The sequence below is a fragment of the Stenotrophomonas sp. YJH_SMC_25 genome (assembly GCF_059369595.1).
Map to the genome: position 1 here is coordinate 261,525 of NZ_JCAFSV010000005.1, position 23,808 is coordinate 285,332.

18 protein-coding genes are annotated in these 23,808 nt (G+C 67.1%); 7 read left to right on the forward strand and 11 right to left on the reverse strand.

Annotation, left to right across the window (positions count from 1 at the left end):
• Window positions 1-7: 7 nt before the first annotated feature.
• Complete coding sequence (locus AC5P7E_RS09360; protein ID WP_099523291.1) at window positions 8-1,162, forward strand: HlyD family secretion protein; 1,155 nt, start codon at window positions 8-10, stop codon at window positions 1,160-1,162.
• Between the two features lie 60 nt (window positions 1,163-1,222).
• Here AC5P7E_RS09360 and AC5P7E_RS09365 read toward each other — a convergent pair whose 3' ends face one another.
• The 7 genes from AC5P7E_RS09365 to creB form a co-directional block, all read right to left on the reverse strand.
• Window positions 1,223-1,714 (reverse strand): Fur family transcriptional regulator, encoded by a 492-nt coding sequence (locus AC5P7E_RS09365; RefSeq protein ID WP_004150412.1) that lies wholly within the window; start codon window positions 1,712-1,714, stop codon window positions 1,223-1,225.
• 34 nt (window positions 1,715-1,748) lie between these two features.
• Window positions 1,749-3,152 (reverse strand): glutamate--tRNA ligase, encoded by a 1,404-nt coding sequence (gltX, locus tag AC5P7E_RS09370; protein ID WP_076739585.1) that lies wholly within the window; start codon window positions 3,150-3,152, stop codon window positions 1,749-1,751.
• Between the two features lie 153 nt (window positions 3,153-3,305).
• A complete protein-coding gene (locus tag AC5P7E_RS09375; RefSeq protein WP_032964382.1) occupies window positions 3,306-4,883 on the reverse strand; it encodes a M20/M25/M40 family metallo-hydrolase in 1,578 nt (525 codons plus the stop codon).
• 169 nt (window positions 4,884-5,052) lie between these two features.
• Window positions 5,053-5,463, reverse strand: coding sequence for a hypothetical protein (locus tag AC5P7E_RS09380; RefSeq protein ID WP_111173828.1), 411 nt, complete (start codon window positions 5,461-5,463; stop codon window positions 5,053-5,055).
• 10 nt (window positions 5,464-5,473) lie between these two features.
• Window positions 5,474-6,793, reverse strand: coding sequence for a cell envelope integrity protein CreD (gene creD / locus AC5P7E_RS09385; protein ID WP_099527829.1), 1,320 nt, complete (start codon window positions 6,791-6,793; stop codon window positions 5,474-5,476).
• A gap of 81 nt (window positions 6,794-6,874) precedes the next feature.
• The gene (gene creC / locus AC5P7E_RS09390) at window positions 6,875-8,335 is read right to left on the reverse strand and encodes a two-component system sensor histidine kinase CreC (protein WP_114618495.1); all 1,461 of its coding nucleotides are present in this window, start codon (window positions 8,333-8,335) and stop codon (window positions 6,875-6,877) included.
• A 3-nt stretch (window positions 8,336-8,338) separates the two neighbouring features.
• A complete protein-coding gene (creB, locus tag AC5P7E_RS09395) occupies window positions 8,339-9,064 on the reverse strand; it encodes a two-component system response regulator CreB (RefSeq protein ID WP_114618496.1) in 726 nt (241 codons plus the stop codon).
• A 35-nt stretch (window positions 9,065-9,099) separates the two neighbouring features.
• On the opposite strand from creB, the gene AC5P7E_RS09400 reads away from it, so the two are divergent.
• From AC5P7E_RS09400 to AC5P7E_RS09415, 4 genes are all read left to right on the forward strand, one after another.
• Window positions 9,100-9,957, forward strand: coding sequence for a 23S rRNA (adenine(2030)-N(6))-methyltransferase RlmJ (locus AC5P7E_RS09400; protein WP_109814381.1), 858 nt, complete (start codon window positions 9,100-9,102; stop codon window positions 9,955-9,957).
• 95 nt (window positions 9,958-10,052) lie between these two features.
• On the forward strand, window positions 10,053-10,598 hold the full coding sequence (locus tag AC5P7E_RS09405) for a GNAT family N-acetyltransferase (protein ID WP_004150340.1): 546 nt from the start codon (window positions 10,053-10,055) through the stop codon (window positions 10,596-10,598).
• Window positions 10,599-10,747: 149 nt separating this feature from the next.
• On the forward strand, window positions 10,748-14,212 hold the full coding sequence (gene mfd / locus AC5P7E_RS09410; protein WP_114618497.1) for a transcription-repair coupling factor: 3,465 nt from the start codon (window positions 10,748-10,750) through the stop codon (window positions 14,210-14,212).
• Between the two features lie 44 nt (window positions 14,213-14,256).
• Window positions 14,257-14,874, forward strand: coding sequence for an HD-GYP domain-containing protein (locus tag AC5P7E_RS09415; RefSeq protein WP_005412694.1), 618 nt, complete (start codon window positions 14,257-14,259; stop codon window positions 14,872-14,874).
• A gap of 476 nt (window positions 14,875-15,350) precedes the next feature.
• Here AC5P7E_RS09415 and AC5P7E_RS09420 read toward each other — a convergent pair whose 3' ends face one another.
• A complete protein-coding gene (locus tag AC5P7E_RS09420) occupies window positions 15,351-17,444 on the reverse strand; it encodes a M13 family metallopeptidase (RefSeq protein WP_005412666.1) in 2,094 nt (697 codons plus the stop codon).
• A 161-nt stretch (window positions 17,445-17,605) separates the two neighbouring features.
• The gene (gene gpmA, locus AC5P7E_RS09425) at window positions 17,606-18,355 is read right to left on the reverse strand and encodes a 2,3-diphosphoglycerate-dependent phosphoglycerate mutase (RefSeq protein ID WP_005408679.1); all 750 of its coding nucleotides are present in this window, start codon (window positions 18,353-18,355) and stop codon (window positions 17,606-17,608) included.
• A gap of 94 nt (window positions 18,356-18,449) precedes the next feature.
• Here gpmA and nfi point away from each other — a divergent pair, with 94 nt between their 5' ends.
• A complete protein-coding gene (nfi, locus tag AC5P7E_RS09430; protein ID WP_111193595.1) occupies window positions 18,450-19,124 on the forward strand; it encodes a deoxyribonuclease V in 675 nt (224 codons plus the stop codon).
• Between the two features lie 38 nt (window positions 19,125-19,162).
• Here the strand turns inward: nfi and AC5P7E_RS09435 are convergent, their stop codons facing one another.
• Complete coding sequence (locus tag AC5P7E_RS09435; protein ID WP_111173825.1) at window positions 19,163-20,143, reverse strand: cation diffusion facilitator family transporter; 981 nt, start codon at window positions 20,141-20,143, stop codon at window positions 19,163-19,165.
• Window positions 20,144-20,364: 221 nt separating this feature from the next.
• On the opposite strand from AC5P7E_RS09435, the gene AC5P7E_RS09440 reads away from it, so the two are divergent.
• Window positions 20,365-21,291, forward strand: coding sequence for a hypothetical protein (locus tag AC5P7E_RS09440; RefSeq protein WP_005408676.1), 927 nt, complete (start codon window positions 20,365-20,367; stop codon window positions 21,289-21,291).
• 45 nt (window positions 21,292-21,336) lie between these two features.
• Here AC5P7E_RS09440 and AC5P7E_RS09445 read toward each other — a convergent pair whose 3' ends face one another.
• Entirely contained in the window at window positions 21,337-23,586 is a 2,250-nt protein-coding gene (locus AC5P7E_RS09445) for a TonB-dependent siderophore receptor (RefSeq protein ID WP_099524886.1), read from the reverse strand.
• Window positions 23,587-23,808: the final 222 nt, after the last annotated feature.

Below are 23,808 nucleotides of genomic sequence, written 5' to 3' on the forward strand. Positions count from 1 at the left end.
CTCGACCATGCCTCCCGTCCCGCCCCGACCCGACGACGCCGACAACGTGACCCCACCGCCGCCGACCGACGCGGCGCCTGCCCCCACGCCGGTAGAACCCGCTGTCGCGCCGAAGTACCTCAAGCCCAGCGCGCGCAGCGTGGTGGTGATGGTCGTGGTGGCCCTGCTGGGCATTGCGCTGATCCTGCGCGCCTGGCACCTGTGGCCGTTCACCAGCAGCGTGATGGTGACCGACAACGCCTACGTGCGCGGCCAGATCACGGTGATGGCGCCGCAGGTGAACGGCTACGTGACCGAAGTGCTGGTGAAGGATTTCCAGCATGTGACGCAGGGCGAGCCGCTGCTGCGCATCGATGACCGCATCTACGCGCAGCGTGTCGCCCAGGCGCAGGCGACGCTGGACAGCGCACGCGCGGCCCTGGCCAACTCGGACCAGTCCCAGGCGCAGAACCGTGCGCAGATTGCCTCCGCCCGCGCCACGTTGTCGGCCGGGCAGGCGGAGCTGCAACGCTCACGCAACGAGACCAAGCGCTACGAGGAACTGGCCGCGCAGCAGCTGGTATCGATCAACGATCGCGACAAGTTCCGCACCGCGCAGGCTTCGGCGCAGGCCAGCGTGCAGCAGTCGCAGGCGCAGATCCGCATCGCCGAGGAGACCCTGGTATCGACCCAGGTAGCGCGCAAGAGCCTGGAGGCCCAGGTGGAGAGCGCGCAGGCGCAGCTGGAACTGGCGCGCATCGATCTGGCCAACACGGTGATCCACGCGCCGCGCGACGGCCAGATCAGCGAAGCCAGCGTACGCGTGGGCCAGTACGTCGCCGCCGGTTCGCAGCTGCTGTTCCTGGTACCTGACACGCTGTGGGTGGTGGCCAACTACAAGGAAGGCCAGACCTGGGGGATGGCGATCGACCAGCCGGCCACGTTCTCGGTGGACGCGTTCCAAGGCCAGGTGCTGCGGGGCCGCGTGCAGGAGATCGCGCCCGCCACCGGGTCGGAATTCAGCGTGCTGCGCCCGGACAATGCCAGCGGCAACTTCACCAAGGTGGTGCAGCGGCTGCCGGTGCGGATATCGATCAACAAAGGCCAGAAGCTGGCCGCGCAGCTGCGCCCCGGCATGTCGGTGATCGTGCGGGTGGATACCCGTTCCAAGGCGATGGACTAAGACGCAGGCCCTGCCGCACCGTTTCCAAAATGCCGGCCAGCGGCCGGCACTACCGTTGCGTTAGCCGGCGCAGCGCGCGCAGAGGCCATGCACTTCCAGGGTCTGCGCCTGCGGCTGGAAACCCAGCTCCTTGGCGCGCTTCTCCAGCTGGGTGACGATCTCCCGGTCTTCCAGCTCCACCGCGCTGTGGCAGCTGTTGCAGATCAGGAACGGCACCGAATGCGCGGCGCTGCTGGGATGGTGGCAGGCCACGAAGGCATTCACCGATTCCAGCTTGTGCACGAAGCCATTGGCCATCAGGAAGTCGAGGGCGCGGTACACGGTGGGCGGGGCATCAGCACCCACGCCCTTGCCGTTGCGCACCCACTCCAGCAGCTCGTACGCCTTGACCGGCTTGCCGGCCTCGGCGATCAGCTTCAGCACGTTGGCGCGGATCGGGGTCAGGCGCAGCCCGCGTTCGCGCGAGACGCGCTCGACCACCGCCACGAAGTCCGATGCGTCGTGGACGTGGTGGTGCGGGGCGGTACAGGCAGTGGCGGTCTTGGCGGGCATGCGTGTTCTCCGGTTCGGGCCTGGCAAGGATGCCTCAGGCCGTTGCTACCTTGGTGATGGCCACATCAATGCGTTTCAAGGCCTGCTCGCGGCCGGCCAGGTAAACGGTATGGGAAATGTCAGGGCTGACCTGGGTGCCGGTGATGGCCACGCGCAGCGGCTGGGCGACCTTGCCCATGCCGATTTCCAGCGCTGCGGCCGCCTCGTGCAGGGCGACGCCCACCGACTCGGCGGTCCATTCCGGCAGGGCGGCCAGCAGCTCGCGGGCCTTGCCCAGCGCCACCTCGGCACCGGCCTTGAAGTGCTTGGCCACCGCTGCTTCGTCGTACTCGGTCAGCGGCTGGTACCAGACCACGGCCTTCTCGGCCATTTCCTTCAGGGTCTGCACGCGTTCACGCAGGGCGATCACCACGTCCTCCGGGGCCGGGCCAGCGGCCACGTCCAGGCCCAGCTTCTGCAGCTGGTAGACCAGGTGCGGCACGATCGCGGACACGTCCTCGGTCTTCAGGAAGTGCTGGTTGACCCAGCCCAGCTTGGCCATGTCCAGGCGCGAGGCCTTGGAATTGCAGTCCTTCACGTCGAACAGATCGATCAGTTCCTGGCGGCTGAACAGCTCCTGGTCACCGTGCGACCAGCCCAGGCGGGCCAGGTAGCTCAGCAGCGCGTCCGGCAGGTAGCCGGCGTCCTTGTACTGCATCACGTCGGCCGCGCCGGTGCGCTTGGACAGCTTGGCGCCCTGCTCGTCCAGGATCATCGGCATGTGGCCGAACTTCGGCACCGGTGCGCCGATGCCTTCGTACAGGTTGATCTGGCGCGGGGTGTTGTTGATGTGGTCGTCGCCGCGGATGACCTCGGTGATGCCCATGTCCCAGTCGTCCACCACCACCGCGAAGTTGTAGGTGGGGTAGCCGTCCGGGCGGAAGATGACCATGTCATCCAGCTCGCTGTTGGCGATCTCGATGCGGCCCTTGATCAGGTCGTCGAACACCACCGTGCCTTCCAGCGGGTTCTTGAAGCGGATGACGCGGTTCGGGTCGTCCCTGCGCGGCAGGCCCAGCTCGCGCGCGGCACCGTTGTAGCGCGGCTTCTCCTGCCTGGCCATGGCGGCCTCGCGCATCGCGTCCAGCTCTTCGCGGGTCTCGTACGCGTAATACGCCTTGCCGTCGGCCACCAGCTGTTCGGCCACTTGCAGGTAACGGGCGACGCGGTCGGTCTGGTAGATGGGGCCTTCGTCATAGTCCAGGCCCAGCCACTCCATCGCCTCCAGGATCGCGTCGATCGCGCCCTGGGTGCTGCGTTCACGGTCGGTGTCCTCGATGCGCAGCACGAACTCGCCGCCACGGTGGCGGGCCTCCAGCCAGCAGTACAGCGCAGTGCGGGCACCACCGATGTGCAGGTAGCCGGTGGGACTGGGGGCGAAGCGGGTGCGGCAGGTCATGGACGGCTCGAGGAACGGGAATCCCCCGATTTTACCAGCCCTCCGCCCCCGACGGAAAAAGGGGACGGAGGGGATTAAGTCGCGATTGCCCAGCCTGGGGCGCTGCAACCGGGAAACGGAGGGGAGAAACGACTTAATCCCCTCCGTCCCCTTTTACGGTTCCACCTTGCGCGGGAACGGCTGCTCGCGCATCGCGGCGTTGTAGGCGAACGAGGCGACGATGGCTGCGGCCTGCTTGAGGTCCTCCGGTTCGGCGTGGTCCCAGGTGTCCAGGTGGCTGTGGTGGACATTGGTGAAGTAGTCCAGCCGGTCCTGGATGAACTGGAAGCCCGGCAGGCCGATGCGGTCGAAGCTGATGTGGTCGGTGCTGCCGGTGTTGCGGGTGGCCACGGTGGTGGCGCCCACGTCATGGAACGGCGCCAGCCAGGCTTCGAAGATCGGCATCGCCGCCAGGTTTTCCTGCGCATAGATGCCGCGGAAGCGGCCCGAGCCGTTGTCCATGTTGAAGTAGACCTGGAACTTGCCGTAATCGCGGGTCTTCTGCAGCGCGCCGGTGGGCTCGCGCAGCGAGGCCGGCAGCGCCTTCTGCGCCGGGTCGGTGGGTTCCGGGAAACGACCGAAGTGCTTGGCCACATAGGCCTGCGAGCCGATCAGGCCCTGTTCCTCACCGCTCCACAGCGCCACGCGGATGGTGCGCCTGGGCTTGGCGCCGGTGGCCTTGAGGATGCGCATCGCCTCCATCATCACCGCCACGCCAGCCGCGTTGTCGGCCGCACCGGTACCGCTGTGCCAGGAATCCAGGTGCGCGCCGATCATCACCACTTCATCGGGCTTGCTGCTGCCACGGATCTCGGCCAGCGTGTTGTAACCGGGCTGGTCGGCCTCATCGGTGAAGCGTGCTGCCACATCCACGCGCAGGCGCACCGTCTGCTTGGCCTCCAGCGCGCGCACCAGCGGATTGAAGTGCTCGCTGATCATCGCCAGCTCGGGGATGCCCACCGACTCACCGGCCTTGCGCGAACCACCACCGGCAACCCGGATGATGCCGTTGTCCCAGCTGCTGATGCTGATCGAGGCCAGCGCGCCCTCTTCCACGAAGAACGCATTGACCTTGGTCGCCAGCTGCTGGCGTTCCTGATACTCCTTGACCCGCTTGGCACGCTCGGCGGTGGCGTCCTTGTCCTTGGGCAGGGTGAACTCCTGCAGGCCTTCCAGCGAGGTGGCGTCGTGGCGATGCGAATCCGCCTCGGTGCCGCGCTTGTACTCGCGCGCCTCGTCCAGCAGCAGGATCTTGCCGCGCAGCTTGCCGCGGTACTTCTCGATGTCTTCGGGCTTCTTGATCTCGACCTGGACCAGCTCGCCTTCAACCGGCCCCTTGGTGCCCGGCGTCCAGGCCTTGGGCAGTGCATGCAGCGGCTGCACGCGGTCGCCCAGCATCTCCACGCTCGCCGAAGTGAACTCCCAGCCGCGCCCGAAGTCGTCGAAGGCCTCGTCGTGGACGTTGTCCAGCTTCCATTCGTTGAACTTGCCGCGGGTCCAGGCGTTGGCGCGACCCATGGCCGGCGAGTTGGTCAGGCGCGGCCCGATGCGCTCGGTGAGATAGCTGAAGGTGTCCATCACCTGCGAACGGTGGAAGGCCTCCTGGCGGATGCGGCTGACCATGTCCAGGTCCACCGTCTCGCGCTGCTGCGCTCCAGCGTTGCCACCCATCGCCAGCGCTGCGGCCAGCATGCCCCACTTCAACACATCGCACCCCTGCCCTTCGGCTCGATCATCAACTCGTCGAGTCTAGCCATCAGGGGCGCGGGGATACCGTCCCATCGGTCATGGGCGGGAGCGTGCGAACCAAGGTTCGCACCCACAACAGTAGATCCACGCCATGCGTGGATGAACAGCCCAATCACCCGCTCCATCCCAACCACAACTGTGCCCGTTCCGGCAGCAGCAGCAACCAGTGCCGCCGGTCGATGCTGCTGCAGCCGTACACCGCCGCGTGTGCGGGCCAGTCATCCAGAAGGCCACCGATACCGATCTCGGCCAGCGCCTCCGCCCCGGCCTTCCATGGCCGGTAGCGCGGCACCCGGCCAGCCACCGCGCCGCGTCCCTGCCGCGCGCCCTGCAGCCAGCGCAATCCCTGCGCCTGCAAACCTTCGCAGGTCACCGCCGCCAGCTGGAAGCGGACCAGGCCGGGGGCGATCCGCGCCCCCGGCAGGGCCGCCAGCACGCCATGTGCCTGCAGCAGTGCATCCACTTCCAACAGGGCCGGAATGCCCTGCCGTGCCCGTTGCCGCAATCCCTGGCGCCAGCCCATGGCCTGCTCCTTACTTCAGTTCCGCGCCGAGCGCGTACCAGTCGACCCGGCGGGTCACCCACATCGCCAGCGCCAGGATCACGAACAGCAGCAGCGAACCCATCAGCAGCGCGTTGTTCTCCGACACCAGCAGGCCATACAGCGCGCCATACAGCACGGTCAGCAGCGCCGCGAAGCCGAGGCCGCGCTTCCAGTGGCCCAGCACATTGGCCAGGTACACCGCCTGCAGGCCGATACAGGCCACCGCCGAGACCAGATAGGCCTTCCAGAACGCGATGTGCTCGGACAGGCTGATCAGCAGCAGGAAGAAGATCGCCAGCGCCAGGCCCACCATCAGGTACTGCAACGGGTGGATACGCAGCGACTTGATCAGCTCGAACAGGATGAAGCCGACGAAGGTGAGCAGCACGAACAGCACGCCGTATTTCGAGGCACGGTCGGCCTGGGTGTAGGTATCGACCGGATCGACCAGCGACACCGTCACCGCCTGCGATTCGACCGCACCATCATTGCGCAGCTGGCGCTGGGCATCGGAGGCCAGCGAGGACACCGCCCAGCGTGCATCGAAGCCCTGCGCATCAACGCGGCGTTCGTTGGGCAGGAACGCGCCGCTGAACGACGGATGCGGCCAGCTCGAACGCAGCGCGATGTGGGTGTCATCGCCCAACGGCACCACCGACAGCATGCGGCTGCCATCCAGGCGCAGCTCCAGTTCAACCGTGCTGGCAGCCAGCGTGCCGCCCTGATCCGCAGCGAAACCGGCCACCGGTGCGTGCAGGCCTCGCCCCACCTCGCTGGCCGCGCCAACGCCCGGCAGCAACCGCAGCTGCTTGCCATCCACGCGCAGGTTCGGCGTACCCACCAGGCCACGCACATCGGATACACCAACCGCGACATACGGCTGGCCGTAGCTGCGGCCGGCCTTCACCGGATAGTCGTCTGCGGCGAAGGTCGCCTTCATCTGGCCGTTCCAGCTGTACACCGGTACCTTGAACAGGCCCACTTCGCGCTGGCTCGGCAGCATCTCGCCGCCCACCTCCAGCGACGCCGGCATCTGCAGCCAGTGCCCCTCGGTGACCTGTATCTCGGTCTTCTTGACGCCCAGCGGGTCGACCAGTTCAACCTGCTTGCGTTCCACCCATGGCACCACCCGCACCGGACCCACCAGCTGCTGTGCACCGGCGCGGCTGTCGGCCACCCGCGAGAACGCCTCGTCGCGGTATGCGCTGCGTTCGTTGATGACCCCGCGGATCATGGTCAGCGGCACCAGCAGCAGCAGGGTCAGCCCGCCGACAATGGCGAACCTCAGCAGCATCTTCAGGGATTTCATGGTCCATCCTCGTTGGAGAGGGCTGCAGGATGGACCGCTGGGGTGAGCAGGGTTTGTGGCGAATTTGAAGCGAGTGTGAAGTCAGCGGCGCGGGCGCTGGCCCGGCGCACCCGATGGCAGCCACAGGCTGGCCACGGTGCCGCCGCCCTCGCGGACGTCGACACTGGCGCGTCCATCGTGCAGGCGCGCGACTTCCTGCACGAATGGCAGGCCCAGGCCGGAACTGCGCCGCCCGCTGCCGGGCCGCGCCAGCGAATAGAAGCGTTCGAACACCCGCTCGCGCGCATAGTCCGGGATGCCGGCGCCGCGGTCGGCCACCTCCAGGCGCACGCCCTGCCCGTCCACCTCGGCCTGCAGCGCGATCTCCGCGCCGGAGGGCGAGAAGGCAATCGCGTTGTCGATCAGGTTGTGCAGCGCCTGCCGCAGCAGGTAGCCGTCGCCCTGCACCCGCAGGTCGGGCACGTTGCCGATGTGGACCCGCACACCGGCCGCCTGCGCGCGCACCTGCGCGGCCGCGGCCGCATCGGCCAGCAATGCCTGCAGCGCGATCGGATCGCGGGTCTGCAGCCAGCCGTGCTGTTCCACTTCGGCCAGCGCCAGCAGCTTGTCGATGGTCTCGGTCAGCCGTTCCTGCTGATCGACAATGCTGCGCGCGAAATGCACGCGGTCCGCTTCGGGCAGCGGCTCCTGCAGCAGTTCGGCGGCACCGCGGATCGCCGCCAGCGGGCTCTTCATCTCGTGCGTCAGCGACTGCACGTACTGCTCGACGTAGGCCTTGCCTTCGAGCTTGCGGCGCATCGTTTCCAGCGCCTGGCCGAGATCGCCGATCTCGTCGCGACGGCGCCGTGGTGGTGGCACCGGTTCGCCCGCGCTGACCGCGCGTGCATAGCGGCTGAGCTGGCCGAGGCCAGTGGTCAGCCACATCGTCACCAGCACGCCGACCAGCGCCGACAATCCGATGAGCCAGGCACCGCGCTCGATGATGGCGCGCTGGCTGGCGGCGATGAACGGATCGATGCTGCGGTTGGGCTGGGCCAGGCTGAGCACGCCGATCAGGGTGCGGCCATCGGCCGGGTCGTATACCGGCGCCGCCACATGCATCACCGTATCGCCTTCCTCGCCCGGAATCTCGGGGCTGGAACGGGCACCGTATTCGCCACGCAGGGTGCGGTAGACATCATTCCAGCGCGAATTGTCGCGGCCAAGGTCACGGCCCAGCGAGTCGTAGATGACGATGCCTTTGGCATCGGTGATGGTCACCCGGTAATCCAGCGAGCGCTTCGGGAACCGCCAGACCATCGCCTTCAGGTCACGCTGGCGTGCCTTGGCGAGGTTGCGGGTGAAGCTGCCGCTGCGGATGGTGCCGGCCTTGACGTCGGCGGCGGCCATTTCGGCCAGCACGTTGGCCGCATCGACCAAGGTCGATTCCATCGCCTGGCGCACACCGGGCTTCACTTCGTTGACGAACACGCGCATCACGAAGAACGCCGCGATGCCGGTGATCAGGAAGAAGCCCAGGAACAGCTTCAGTACCAGGCGCATCGGCTAGACCTCCAGCGCGTAGCCAAGGCCACGGTGGGTACGGATCGGGTCTTCGCTGGCACCGGCCGCGCGCAGCTTGGCGCGCAGCGTCTTTACATGCGTATCAACGGTGCGGTCGGCGCTGTCGGCGCTGCTGTCCCAGCCACGGTCCATCAGCTGGGCACGGCTGAGGATGGCGCCCGGGCGCTGCAGCAGCGCTTCCAGCAGCGCGTACTCGTAGCGGGTCAGGTCCAGTGCCTGGCCACGGAAGCGGATGCGCCGGCCTTCGCGGTCGATGGCAAAGGCGCCATGTTCCTGCCAGCCGGCATCGGCGCCGGGTGCTGCCACGACCGGTGCCGCGCGGCGCAGGCGCGCACGCACCCGTGCCACCAGCTCGCGCGGCGAGAACGGCTTGGTCATGTAGTCGTCGGCGCCCAGCTCCAGGCCGAGCACCCGGTCCACTTCGTCGTTGCGGGCGGTCAGGAAGATCACCGGCAGCTGCGCCGACGGCCCGGACTGCGCGCGCAGTCGCCTGCAGACCTCGAAGCCGCCCAGGTCGGGCAGGCCCACGTCCAGCACCACCACGTCGATATCCCCGGCCTGCAGCCGTTGCAGGGCCTCGCCGCCCAGCAGGCAGTGGCTGGCGGCATAGCCCTCGCTGCGCAGCGCATAGAGCACGGTTTCGGCGATGGCGGCTTCGTCCTCGACCACCAGGACATGGGCAACAGGAGCTGTCATGGCGCGCAGCATAGCCGCTGCGGCCGCCGCCCCGTACACTGCCGCCCATGAACTATCGCCACGCCTTCCATGCCGGCAACCACGCCGACGTGCTCAAACACATCGTGCAGTTGGCCCTGATCGACAGCTTCAAGCGCAAGGACAGCCCGTTCTTCGTGCTCGACACCCACGGCGGTGCCGGCCGCTACCTGCTGGCCAGCGAAGAGAGCCGCAAGACCCTGGAGGCCGAATCCGGGATCATGCGGCTGATGGCCCAGCCCAAGCTGCCGGAGGTGGTCGAGCGCTACCTGAAGGCGGTACAGGCCGACAACCCGGTGGGCGCCCTGACCAATTATCCGGGCTCGCCGCTGCTGAGCGCGCAGGCCATGCGCCCCCAGGACCGCATGGCGGTCTGTGAGCTGCAGGAAGCCGAAACGGCCACGCTGAAGGCCCTGTTCGCCCATGACAGCCGCGTCGACGTTCGGGCGGGCGATGGCTATGCCCTGCTGCGTTCGCTGCTGCCGCCGAAGTTCAACGGCAGCAAGATCGGCCGCGGCCTGGTGCTGATCGACCCGCCCTACGAAGCCCAGGATGCCGAGTACCAGGCGGTGCTGGCCGCCCTGGCCGAGACCCTGGCACGCTGGCCGCAGGCCACCTGCGCGGTCTGGTTCCCGATCAAGCAGCGCCGCACCATCCTGCATTTCCTGCGCAAGGCCACCGCCCTGCCGGTGAAATCGGCGATGACGATCGAGTTCCTGGTGCGCCCGGACGACTCGCCGCTGCGCCTCAACGGCAGTGGCATGCTGCTGCTCAACCCGCCCTGGCAGTTCGACCGGGTGGTCGGCCCGGCCCTGCCGGCGCTGCGCCAGCACCTGGGCGAACCGGGTGCCAGCACCCGCCTGGATTGGCTCAAAGCCCCCGAATAACGGCCTTCACGAGGCTGTACCGCCGTGAGCCTTTCGTTCACGGAATGCAGCCCCGGTGATGCCACAATCGATGGACCACCAAGGAATCACCCGGTATGGCCACTCGCAACCGCATGCCGCCCTGGCATGAGATCTTCAAGGCTCCCAGCGGCCACGAGCTGCTGATCCGCCCCATCCGCCCGGAAGATGGCGCACCGCTGCAAGCGGCGTTCAGCCTGTTCGGACCGGAAGAAATTCGTGATCGTTTCCTGCAGGCGGTGACCGAGCTGTCGCCGGAAACCACCCAGCGCCTGACCCACCCGAATCCCAAGACCGAGATCACCCTGGTCGCTGCCGAATCCCTGCCTGCTGGCGAAGCAGTGGTCGGTGCGGTCGCCCGGGCCTCGATCATCCCCGGTACCCGTGAAGCCGAGTACGCGATCCTGATCAGCCGCTTCCTGATCGGCCAGGGCCTGGGCCGGCAGCTGATGCGCAAGCTGGTGAAGTGGGGCCGCGGCAAGTACCTGGACCGCCTGTACGGCGACGTTGCCGCCGAGAACGAGCCGATGAAGCAGCTGGCCGCCTCGCTGGGCTTCAAGCCGGTGCCGCACCCGACCGGTGCCGAAGGCCTGGTGCGGATGGTGCTGGAGCTGGACAACTGACGGATGCGCCGGGCCCTGCCCGGCCATGCCTCCCGGTAGTGCCGGCCGCTGGCCGGCATTGTGTTCCCCCAACGGCACGTGAGGCCGTCGGCAAACGGCCGGCACGACCCACCGGGCTTCGATCGGGCTTCTGCTAAAATCCGGGGTCCATGTCGCGTACCTCATACCCCGCCCCGCCGCTGCCGCGCGCCGGCCAGCTCCGCGCCTGGTGGCGCGCCCCCGCCTCGCCGACCGCCCTGGCCTGGTACCTGGCCCAGGCCGCGCGTGCGCATGACGCCCCGCTGCTGGTGATCGCCCGTGACAACCACGGTGCCAACCAGCTCGAAGCCGACCTGCAGACCCTGCTTGGCGGTGACCCGGCCCTGCCGGTGGTCGCCTTCCCGGACTGGGAAACCCTGCCGTACGACCGCTTCAGCCCGCATCCGGACATCATCTCGCAGCGCTTGTCCGCCCTGCACCGCCTGCCGGCGCTGAAGCGCGGCCTGGTGATCGTGCCGGTGCAGACCCTGCTGCAGCAGCTGGCCCCGCGCAGCTATGTGATCGGTGGCAGCTTTGACCTGAAAGTCGGCCAGCGCCTGGACCTGGAAGCCGAGAAGCGTCGCCTGGAAAGCGCCGGCTACCGCAACGTGCCGCAGGTGATGGACCCAGGTGACTTCGCGGTGCGCGGCGGCCTGCTCGACGTGTTCCCGATGGGCGCCGACGAGCCGCTGCGGGTAGAACTACTGGACGAGGACATCGACTCGATCCGTGCCTTCGATCCGGAAAGCCAGCGTTCGCTGGACAAGGTCGAGGCGGTGCACATGCTGCCCGGCCGCGAAGTGCCGATGGACGAGGCCAGCATCGCACGCGTGCTGGCCACGCTGCGCGAGCGTTTCGATGTGGATACCCGGCGCAGTTCGCTGTACCAGGATCTGAAGTCCGGGCTGGTCCCGGCCGGCGTCGAGTACTACCTGCCGCTGTTCTTCGAACGCACCGCGACTCTGTTCGACTACCTGCCCGACGGCAGCCTGCCGGTGGTCTGTACCGGTGCGTATGAAGCGTCCGTCGCGTTCTGGGCGCAGACCGCGGACCGCTATGAGCAGCGCCGCCATGATGTGGAGCGCCCGCTGCTGCCGCCTTCGGCGTTGTACCTGTCGCCGGAGCTGCTGCGCGAGCGCCTGAACGATGCCCCGCGCATCGAGGTGTGGTCGGCTGACCACGCGCGCATCGCCGATGCCCATGCGCTGGGTGACCAGCCGCTGCCGCCGCTGCCGGTGGCCGCGCGCGAGGCCCCCGCTGGCGACGCGCTGAAATCCTTCCTCGGCCACTATCCGGGCCGGGTACTGATCGCCGCCGATTCGCCCGGACGTCGCGAGGCCCTGCTGGAAGTGCTGCAGGCCGCCGAGCTGAAGCCGCCGGTGGTGGCCGACCTGCCCAGCTTCCTCGCCGACGATGCGCGCTTCGCGATCGCGGTGGCACCGCTGGAAGATGGCTTCGCACTGGACGATCCGCGCATCGCGGTGCTGACCGAGCGCCAGCTGTTCCCCGAGCGCGCCGGCAGCACCCGCCGCACGCGCCGTGCCGGCCGCGAGCCGGAAGCGATCATCCGCGACCTCGGCGAACTGACCGAGGGTGCACCGATCGTGCACGAGGACCATGGTGTCGGCCGCTACCGTGGCCTGATCGCGATGGACGTCGGCGGCATGCCCGGCGAGTTCCTCGAAATCGAATACGCCAAGGGCGACCGCCTGTATGTGCCGGTCGCCCAGCTGCACCTGATCAGCCGCTACTCCGGCGCTTCAGCGGAAACCGCGCCGCTGCATTCGCTCGGTGGCGAGCAGTGGAGCAAGGCCAAGCGCAAGGCCGCCGAAAAGGTGCGCGACGTCGCTGCCGAACTGCTGGAGATCCAGGCCCGTCGCCAGGCGCGTGCCGGCCTGGCACTGCAGGTGGACCGTGCGATGTACGAGCCGTTCGCAGCCGGATTCCCGTTCGAGGAAACCCCCGATCAGCTGGCCGCCATCGACGCCACCCTGCGCGACCTCGCCAGCAGCCAGCCGATGGACCGTGTGGTCTGCGGCGACGTCGGTTTCGGCAAGACCGAGGTGGCGGTGCGTGCGGCATTCGCCGCCGCCAGTGCCGGCAAGCAGGTGGCCGTGCTGGTGCCGACCACGCTGCTGGCCGAACAGCATTACCGCAACTTCCGCGACCGCTTCGCCGATTACCCGCTGAAGGTCGAGGTGCTGTCGCGCTTCAAGAGCACCAAGGAGATCAAGGCCGAGCTGGAAAAGGTCGCCGCCGGCACCATCGACGTCATCGTCGGCACCCATCGCCTGCTGCAGCCCGACGTGAAGTTCAAGGACCTGGGCATGGTCATCGTCGACGAAGAGCAGCGTTTCGGCGTGCGCCAGAAGGAAGCCCTGAAGGCGCTGCGCGCCAACGTGCACCTGCTGACCCTGACCGCCACGCCGATCCCGCGCACCTTGAACATGGCCATGGCCGGCCTGCGCGACCTGTCGATCATCGCCACGCCGCCGCCGAACCGGCTGGCGGTGCAGACCTTCATCACCCAGTGGGACAACGCGCTGCTGCGCGAAGCCTTCCAGCGCGAGCTGGCACGTGGCGGCCAGCTGTACTTCCTGCACAACGACGTGGAAAGCATCGGCCGCATGCAGCGCGAGCTGTCCGAGCTGGTGCCGGAAGCGCGCATCGGCATCGCCCACGGGCAGATGCCCGAGCGCGAGCTGGAAAAGGTGATGCTGGACTTCCAGAAGCAGCGCTTCAACGTGCTGCTGTCGACCACGATCATCGAATCGGGCATCGACATCCCCAACGCCAACACCATCATCATCAACCGCGCCGACCGCTTCGGCCTGGCCCAGCTGCACCAGCTGCGTGGGCGCGTGGGCCGTTCGCACCACCGTGCCTACGCCTACCTGATCACCCCCGACCGCCGCGCGATCACCCCCGACGCTGAGAAGCGCCTGGAAGCGATCGCCTCGATGGACGAGTTGGGCGCCGGCTTCACCCTGGCCACGCACGATCTGGAGATCCGCGGTGCCGGCGAACTGCTCGGCGAGGACCAGAGCGGGCAGATGGCCGAGGTCGGCTTCAGCCTGTACACCGAGCTACTGGAGCGCGCGGTACGCAGCATCAAGCAGGGCAAGCTGCCCGACCTGGATGCCGGCGAGGAAGTGCGTGGTGCCGAGGTCGAACTGCATGTGCCGGCATTGATCCCGGAAGACTACCTGCCGGACGTGCATACCCGCCTGACCCTGTACAAGCGTATTTCCAGCGCGCGCGACAGCGATGCGCTGCGCGAACTGCAGGTGGAGATGATCGATCGCTTCGGCCTGCTGCCGGATGCGGCCAAGCACCTGTTCGCCATCGCCGAGCTGAAGCTGAAAGCCAACGCGCTGGGCATCCGCAAGCTGGACCTGGGTGAGAACGGTGGCCGCATCGTGTTTGAGTCCAAGCCGAACATCGATCCGATGGCGGTGATCCAGCTGATCCAGAAACAGCCAAACCTCTATGCCATGGAAGGGCCCGACAAGCTTCGCATCAAGCATCCGCTGCCGTTGCCGGAGGACCGCTTCAACGCGGCCCGCGCCCTTCTGACCACCCTCGCCCCGGGTTGATCGCCCCCGAATACCCCGCACCGGTCCCCACCCGGTGCGGGCGGATGACCATGTTTCCTGACGCCGTACCCGCCCCCGACCTGCTGCATGCACAGGCCTGCCTGATCGATGCCCTCTCGATGTCGCTGCAGATGCGCGACGCTTACACCCGCCACCATTGCGACCGCGTTGGCCTGCTCGCGCAGCGCCTGGCCACGCACTGCGATCTGGATGACGAGGCCAGTGCGCAGATCGGCCTGGCCGCGCGCTTCCATGACATCGGCAAGATCGGCATTCCCGATGAGGTGCTGCTGGCCCCGCGCCGGCATACGGATGAGGAGCGCGCGATCATGCGCGAGCATCCGGTGCGCGGTGAACACATCTTCTTGGCCACCGGCCGCAGCGATGCGGCACCGGTTGCGCGGCTGATCCGCGCCCATCACGAAGCGTTCGATGGCAGTGGCTATCCCGATGGGCTGCGCGGCGAGAGCATTCCGTTGGGCTCACGCATCGTCACCGTTGCGGATGCCTATGACGCGATGACCAGCGTGCGTCCCTACCGTGCCGCGATGGAACACGAGACGGCACTGCGCATCATTGACGAGCAATCCGGTGGTCTGATCGACCCTTACGTTCTGCAACGCTTCCATCGCCTGCTGGCGCAGGAACCTGAGCTGGCCTGAGATCTTCCCGCACGTGAAACGACCCGCCGGTAGAGTCGACTGTTAGTCGACTGCTCCTCGGATCGAAAAAATCCCGCGCTGCGCGCGATAGTCGACCAACGGTCGACTCTACCAAGCGGACTCCGTCGAACCGGTTGGTCGACTCCCGGCACGTGAAACGACCCGCCGGTAGAGTCGACTGTTAGTCGACTGCTCTTCGTCCAGATCGAGAAAATCCTGCGCTGCGCGCGATAGTCGACCAACGGTCGACTCTACCAAGCGGATTCCGTCGAACCGGTTGGTCGACTCCCGGCACGTGAAACGACCCGGCGGTAGAGTCGACTGTTAGTCGACTGCTCTTCGTCCAGATCGAGAAATCCCGCGCTGCGCGCGATAGTCGACTAACAGTCGACTCTACCGATCCGGTGTCATCGTGCCGGCAAACAAAAGGCCCGGCGTTCGCCGGGCCTTTCGCATCACGCATCACGGGTGATCGGTTACCAGATCACCACGCGCTTGTCGTCGGCACGCACCATCGCGTCGCCGGCCTTGCACTGGAACGCCGCAGCGAAGGACGGCATGTTCGACGGTGCACCGTTGGCTCGGAAGTTGGCCGGCGCATGCGGGTCGGTGTTCAGGCGTACGCGCAGCTCACCGTCGGTGAAGTTGCGGCGCCACACGGTGGCCCAGTTCATGAAGAAGCGCTGGTCCTGGCTGTGGCCATCCACTTCCACATTCGCCTTCGGGTCTTCCTTCAGCGCCATCTGCAGTGCGTCGTAGGCCACGGTCAGGCCACCCAGGTCGCCGATGTTCTCGCCCAGGGTCAGCTTGCCCTTCACGAACACGCCCGGCACCGACTCGTAGCCATCGAACTGTGCAACCAGCTGGTCGGTACGCTCGGTGAAGGCCTTGCGGTCGGCGTCGGTCCACCAGTTGTCGAAATTGCCGTTGGCGGCGAACTGGCTGCCCGAGTCGTCGTAGCCGTGCATCATTTCGTGGCCGATGACCGCACCGATGCCGCCGTAGTTCAGCGCCGGATCGGCCTTGGCGTCGAAGAACGGCGCCTGCAGGATCGCCGCCGGGAACACGATCTCGTTCTTGGTGGCGTTGTAGTAGGCGTTGACCGTCTGCGGGGTCATGCCCCACTCGGTCTTGTCCACCGGCTTGCCGATCTTGTCCAACATGTAGCGGTAGTTGAACGCACGCGCTGCCTGCATGTTGCCCAGGTAGCTGTCGCCGTTGGTCTGCAGGCCCGCCCAGTCACGCCACTTGTCCGGGTAACCGATCTTCGGGGTGAAGCTGGCCCACTTTTCTAGTGCCTTCTTCTTCGTTTCCTCGCCCATCCACGGCAGCTGCTCCAGACGCGCCTTCAATGCCTGCGACAGGTTCTCCACCAGGTGCTGCATGGCCACCTTCGACTCGGCCGGGAACACGGCGTCGACGTACAGCTGGCCAAGGGCTTCACCCATGCCACCGTTGACCGACTCCAGCACGCGCTTCCAGCGCGGCTGCATTTCCTGCTGGCCGCGCAGGGTCTTGCCATAGAACTCGAAGTTGGCCTTCTCGAACTGGCTGCTCAGGTACGGCGAGGCGTCGTCTATGGTGTGGAAGCGCAGGTAGGCCTGCCAGGTGCTGGCCGGCACATCGGCCAGCATCTTGTCCATTTCACCGAAGAAGCCCGGCTGGGCCAGCGAGAACTTCTGTGCGGCCGGCACCTTCAGGGTGTCGAACAGCGCGGTCCAGCTGAAGTTCGGGGTCAGCTTGTCGGCGTCTGCGGCGCTGAGCGGGTTGTAGCGCTTGGCCGGGTCACGCATTTCGATGCGCGACATCGAGGCCTTGGCCAGGCGGGTCTCAAAGGCCATCACGGCCTTGGCCTGCTCGGCGGCCTGCGCGGCGTCCACGCCGGACAGAGTCAGCACCTGCGCGATGTAGGCCACGTAGGCGTCGCGGATCTTGGCCTGCGCATCGTCGAAGTAGTAGCCCTTCTCCGGCAGGCCCAGGCCGCCCTGGCCGACGTAGGCGATGACGTTGGCCGAATCCTTGTAATCAGCATTGGCAAACAGCGAGAACAGCACGCCCTTGCCCTCGGCCTGGCTGTCGCGCAGGTACTGGGTGATGGCGGCGGTATCGTTCAGCGCGGTGATCTTGTCCAGCTGCGGCTGCAGCGGCGCGAGGCCGGCGGATTCGATCTTGGCTTCGTCATTGCCGGTCTTCCATATGTCACCGATCTTGGCTTCCACCGAGCCGGCCTTGGCCTGGCTGGCGGCGGCCTGCTGCACCAGCGCGTGCTGCACTTCCAGCGAGCGCTCGCGCAGGATCTCGAAGCTGCCCCAGGTGGTCTGGTCACCCGGCACCGGGTTGGCCTTCAGCCACTTGCTGTTGACGAAGCCATTGAGGTCGGTACAGGCCGAGATGGCCGGATCCAGGTCGGCGCTGTTGAGCGAGATCAGCGGCGTCTTGATCTGCGACAGGTCGAAGGCCGGTTTGGCGTCGGCACCGGCCGCCGGTGCGGTTTCGTTCTTGCCACAGGCCGCCAGCGAGGCAGCGATGGCGATGGTCAGGCCCAGCGGGACCAGGTTGCGGACGTTCATGAGGCTCTCCTGCGGGTAATTTCACAGGGTAGCCGGGGAGGCCCACGACAGGGACCGGCCAAAGGTCACAGGGGGAACGCCCGTGGTCGCAAGCGGGTGTGTGCGGACCGTTGGTCCGCACACACCCAGCAGAAGAATACCCACCAACGGTGGGTATCTACTTATTTCGCCTTGCCCTGGTTGGCCACGGCTTCAGCAGCCTTGCGCGCCGCTTCCGGGTCGCCCAGGTAGCGGAACGACTGCACCGTCAGGTCGTCGTTCAGTTCGAACAGCAGCGGGATGCCGGTCGGGATGTTCAGCTCGAGGATTTCCTCGCGCGAGACATTGTTGAGGTACTTGTACAGCGCGCGCAGCGAGTTGCCGTGGGCGGTGACCAGCACGGTCTTGCCGTCCTTCAGCTGCGGCGCGATCGCGTCGTGCCAGTACGGCAGCACGCGATCCAGGGTGGTGGCCAGCGATTCGGTGCCCGGCAGCGCGTTGCGGTCCAGGCCGGCGTAGCGGCGGTCATGGATCGGGTGGCCCGGATCTTCCAGCTCCATCGGCGGCGGCGGGATGTCGTACGAACGGCGCCACACCTTGACCTGCTCCTCGCCGTGCTTGGCGGCGGTCTCGGCCTTGTCCAGGCCCTGCAGGCCGCCGTAGTGACGCTCGTTGAGGCGCCAGGACTTGTTCACCGGCAGCCAGTCCTGCTCCAGCTCGGCCAGCGCACCCTGAAGGGTGTGGATGGCGCGCTTCAGTACGGAGGTATGGGCGACGTCGAACTGCAGGCCTTCCTCGCGCATGAGGCGACCGGCGGCGGCCGCTTCCCGGCGCCCCTGCTCGGTCAGGTCGACATCGACCCAGCCGGTGAAGCGGTTGTCCAGGTTCCACTGGCTCTGGCCATGGCGCAACAGTACGAGTTTACGGGTCACTGCAGGGTCTCCAACGCGAGGAAAGGCAGGCCGCCATTGTAGCCCCGGCTGCCGCTCACCGGGCCGTGGCGCCGCGCATGCGATGCTCCAGCCAATGAACACGGTGATCGACCCCGGGCGCTGGGAAGGCAGCGTCGCCGCTGCCCGCGCGCAGCAGACCCAGCTTGCCAGCCGCGTGGAGCGCCAGGACCGCCTGCCCAACGACGTGCGCTGGCTTGCCGGGCTGGATGTGGGCTTTGAGGACAACGGTGCCACCACCCGCGCCGCAGCGGTCCTGCTGGATGCGAAGACATTGCAGCCCGTGGCGCAGGAAATAGCGCGCATTCCCACGGTGATGCCGTACATTCCCGGCCTGCTCAGCTTCCGCGAGCTGCCAGCGTTGTTGGCCGCGCTGGCACTGCTGCCGCGGGCGCCGGATCTGGTGTTCGTCGATGGCCACGGCATCAGCCATCCGCGCAGACTGGGCGTGGCCGCGCATCTGGGCGTGGTCACCGACCTGCCGAGCATCGGCGTGGCCAAGTCGAAACTGGTGGGCCGGTTCGTCGAACCAGGTGCCGAAGCAGGCGCGCATACGCCATTGATGGACGGTGACGAGCAGCTCGGCTGGGTGCTGCGCAGCAAGGTGCGCTGCAAGCCGCTGTTCGTGGCCGGCGGCCATCGGGTCAGTGCCGATACCGCGCTGGACTGGGTGCAGCGCACCCTGCGCGGTTACCGGCTGCCGGAGCCGACCCGGCTGGCGGATCGGCTGGCTTCACGTCGGGACGAATAGCTGCGCCGGGCATCTCCCGGCACGAGCGTCATCTTCGATCAGCGATGCACGTGACCGCGATGGCCCTGCGCGTCCTCGCCGTGGTCATGGCCTTCATGGGCCTCGTGCTCACCGCCCTTGGCCGGCGCCGGTTCACCACAGGCCTCGCCGCAGTGGTCCGCTTCGATCTGCAGCGTCACGTGCTCGATGCCGAAGTCATCGTGCAGGCGCGCTCCCAGCTCGCGGCGCAGCGCGTCGGCATCGGTGCCATCGCGCATCACGACATGCGCGGTCAGCGCCGGCGTGCTGGAGGCCAGCGCCCACACGTGCAGGTCATGCACGTCCATTACCGCGGCATGGCTGGACAGGCTGTCGCGCACCTTGGCCACGTCCATGCCCTTGGGCACGCCTTCCAGCAGCACGTTGATCGCCTCGCGCATCAGCACCCAGGTGCGCGGCAACACCCACAGGCCGATCAGCACCGCCAGGATCGGATCGATCGGCTTCCAGCCGGTGAACTGGATCAGCACCGCACCCGCAATCACCGCCACCGAGCCGAGCATGTCCGCCCACACTTCCAGGTAGGCGCCCTTCACGTTGAGGCTCTCGCCGCTGCCGGCCTGCAGCAGGCGCATCGAGATCAGGTTGATGACCAGGCCGGCCGAGGCGATCACCAGCATGCCGGTGGAGGCGATCTCCTGCGGCTTGCTGAAGCGCCCGACGGCTTCCCACAGGATGTAGCCGGCAACCACGAACAGCATCGCGCCGTTGATCATTGCGCCCAGCGCTTCCAGGCGCGCATAGCCGTAGGTGCGACGCGCATCCGGCGGGCGCCGGCTCAGCCGCACCGCGACCAGCGCGATCATCAGGGCCAGCGCGTCGGTGGCCATGTGTGCCGCGTCGGACAACAGCGCCAGGCTGTTGGTCCAGAACGCGCCCACCACTTCGACGACGAGGAAGGTGGAGGTCAGGCCGAGCGCCCACCACAAGGGTTTCTCGTGGCGGATCTCGGATGGCAGGTGATCGTGGTCGTGGCCCATGGCAACAGCTCCTTTGCGATGGAGGCAGGCTACGCCGGCGGCCGTGGGGAAACTATCACGGTGTTTATAACATTGCAGACTGCACGTCGCGGCTCGCCGCAGCTTGCGCCCGTGCCGGGCCACACTATGATGACCACATCCCCTCTGGATGGGGAACGGGCAGCCGGATCGCTTCGGCGTTGCTGCCCGCAATGGACACCCAAGCACAAGGAATCCGGAACATGTGGACTACCAAGACCCCCTGGGTCGCCGTCGCCGTGGCCTGCGCGCTTGGCACGGCCGCAAGCGCCTCGGCCAAGACCTGCCAGCAGAACTTCCAGGCGGTAGGCGACCCCCGCAATGGCCAGTTCTTCACCTCCGAGGTCACCCTTCCCGGCCTGAAGCCCCGCAGTGCGCTGGGCCAGCTGCGCAAGGCGGCACTCGACGAAGGCAACAACTTCGTCAGCGGTGATGTCATCACCGAGACCGAAGGCCAGATGTACGTGCTGCAGACCGACACCAAGATGCCGCTGGTCAGCATCATCACCGCCTCCAATGGCGGCAACGTGGTGGTCGGCACCAAGCTGTCACGCGGGCAGACCGCCAAGGAAGAGGACGCACGCAGCGCGCTGTGTGGCTGGCTGGACAAGCTCAAGACCGGCCCCGAAGGCGAGGCGATCGCGGAAGCCGTGCGTGTCTCCAGCGGTTTCGACAAGCCGATCCAGGCCACTGCGGTCGGCATGTCCACCGAAATGGGCAAGGACGCCAAGCGGCTGCAGCGGGAAATCAACACCGCACCGCTCAGGGCGCTGTTCTCCGGCACCAGCACCCCGCCGGATACCGATGCGATGTACCAGCCGTTGCTCGTCAAGTATTTCGGCCGTCGTTTCATCATCGATGGCCAGGTCTACACCGCCCAGCCCAACCGCTTTGCCAAGACCTTCGAGGTGGGCTATCTGGTCACCAAGATGAAGGGCATCGGTGGCATCGGCGGACGCCAGTCGAACGACGACAACAATGCCAACTTCACCGTGCACTGTGCGCTTGCGCCGGACCAGATGGCGCTGGGCGCCACCCTGCGCGAGAACGACTGGGTGAAACTGGAAGGCGTGGTCGACAAGATGGACACCGGTGGCGTCCACCTGCGCGATTGCCGGCAGGTGAAGTAGCCTTCAGGCTGCGCCGGGGAACGCCCCGGCGCAGGCCTCATCGGGTCAGAACCCGAAGCGCAGGCTGGCCCAGTACGCGCGGCCCGGCTCGTTGTAGGTCGCCGCGCCGGCATCGCTGCTGTTGGCCTCGCGGAACAGGCGCTTGTCGGCCAGGTTGTTCACGCCGAAGCCGAAGCTGACCGTCTCGGTCACCCTGTAGCGCGCGCTCACGCCCCAGATGTTGTACGCACCGCGATCCTGCAGTGCGATCGATGGGTCGCAGCTGCCGGTGCAGCGCGGATCATTGTTGATGTTGGTGGTGGCCGGCTTCTGCTTGCCGTAGAACGTGCCGGTCAGCAGCAGCGACAGCTTGTCGGTGGCCTGCCAGTCCAGCATCGTGTTGACGGTGTACTTTGGAATCACCGACAGCGGCTGGCCGGTGCGCTTGTTCTCGTTCTCCACCATGTAGGTGAAGTTGTTGCTCCACTTCAGGCGGTTGCCCTGCTCGCCCAGCAGCGGGATCACCAGGTTGCCTTCCAGCCCCTGCACGATCGCCTTCGGCGCGTTCTCCCAGCGGAAGATGCGGCCCCTGGTGTCGGCAGTCAGGCCGATCTGGGTGTAGCCGGCCTGGATCTTGTCCTTGTAGTCGTTATGGAAGTACGTCAACGAGGCCTGCCAGCCGCTCTGCGGTGCCCACTCGATGCCGAGTTCCTTGTTCAGGCTGGTTTCCGCCTTCAGGTCCGCATTGCCGCGCATGTAGCAGCCGGCGCCCAGGCTCGGCAGTGCATTCGGGCAGCCATTGCCACGGGTGTAATACAGATAGTCCGGATTCGACTGGTACAGGTTCGGCGCCTTGAACGCCCGGGCGATGCCGCCCTTCACCACCCAGTCGCCGTTGATGCGGAACTGCGCGTTGAGGCTGGGGCTGGTGTTGTTGCCGAACTGGCTGTGGTGGTCGAAGCGCAGGCCCGGGGTAACGATCCAGCGCTCACCCAGGTAGATGTTGTCTTCGACGAACACGGCGGTGGTCTGCGCATCGGCCTTGCCCCGCGCACGATCGGCCGACAGCCCCGGGATGCCGCCGCCGCTGCTGCTGGACTGGCTCATCGAGTACGGGTCGGTCAGGCGGCTGTCCAGGTATTCAAAGCCAAGCGTCCAGATGTTCTCGGCACCACCCAGCGTGGTCGGGAAGCTCACTTCGCCGTCCAGCTGGTAGTTGCGCAGTCGCGAGGTCGACCAGTCGGTGCCGTTGAAGCTGCCTTCCGGGCCACCGGCCAGGCCTTCGTTGATGCGTGAGTTGTTCACCGCCTCCACCGCAGCTGTCACCCGCGAGGTCACGTCGCCCCAGCGGCCACGATGGGTGATCGCGCCGGTGTTGCGGTACATGCGGTTGGTCTCCGCTTCGCCCTCGGCCAGTGCCGCCAGGTCAACGCCGGTCGAGGTACCGGTGGTGCTGACCGCGCGATCACCAGCGTAGATGTTGCCCTGGCGGCTGGTGCCGGCTTCGAACTCCACCACCTGGTTGGCGGTCACGTCCCAGCGCAGCAGCGCGTTGACATCGCGGTTCTTGACGCCCTCGCGGCCGGCCGGCGGCACCGCGTTGGGGTTGGTAGCGTACTGGCGGTTGAGCTCCAGCGAGTCCGCGTCGGTCTTGTTGAGATTGCCGTACAGGCGGAACGACAGGGTGTCGGTCATCGGCCCACTCAGCTGCAGGCCGACGCGTTCGCTGCCACCTTCGGCGCTGTGTTCGGGCACCAGCCCATACAGGTCCACCGCACCGGTCAGGTCGCCGGTCGGGCGCTTGGTGATGATGTTGACCACGCCGCCGGAGGCACCGGAGCCATAGCGTGCCGCCGCCGGGCCGCGCAGCACTTCGATGCGCTCGATCATTTCCGCCGGCACCCAGTTGGTGTCACCGCGGGTATTGCGCTCGCCGCTGCGCCCCATGCGCACGGCATCGCGTGCGCCGATGCGCTTGCCATCGACCAGGATCAGGGTGTTTTCCGGGCCCATGCCACGCAGGTCGATCTGGCGGTTGTTGCCGTACTGGCCCGAGGCGCTGTTGCCGGTCAGGTTGACGCCCGGCATGGTCCGCAACAGCTCGGCGATGTCGTTGGCTGGCGGCCGCCGGGCGATATCCTCGGCGGTGATGGTCGAGGTACCCAGTGCCTGGCGCGCGATCTGCGAGGCGGTGACGTGCACCGTGTCGATATCGGTGGCGTCGGTTTCGGCCTGGGCGGTCAAGGCGCTGCCCGCCAGCAGGGCGGCGACGGCAAGCGCCAGCGGGCGCGGTGAATGGACAACGGCAGGAGACATGATCAGGACCTTCTGGCAGGGCTGCGGGGCCTCTGGCAAAGGGCTTGAGGCAACGACGAGGGGGGAGGCGGAGCCGTCCTGCAGGCACCTGCAGCCCGCTCCGTGCGCGCATTCTCCCATCAATGCGAGTGATTCTCAAATGCGTTCACTCATTGCCGCAGCGGCGTCGATGTGCTTTGCGCACCGTGCAAGCCTGCACCGCGCGTAAACTGGCGGGCTACC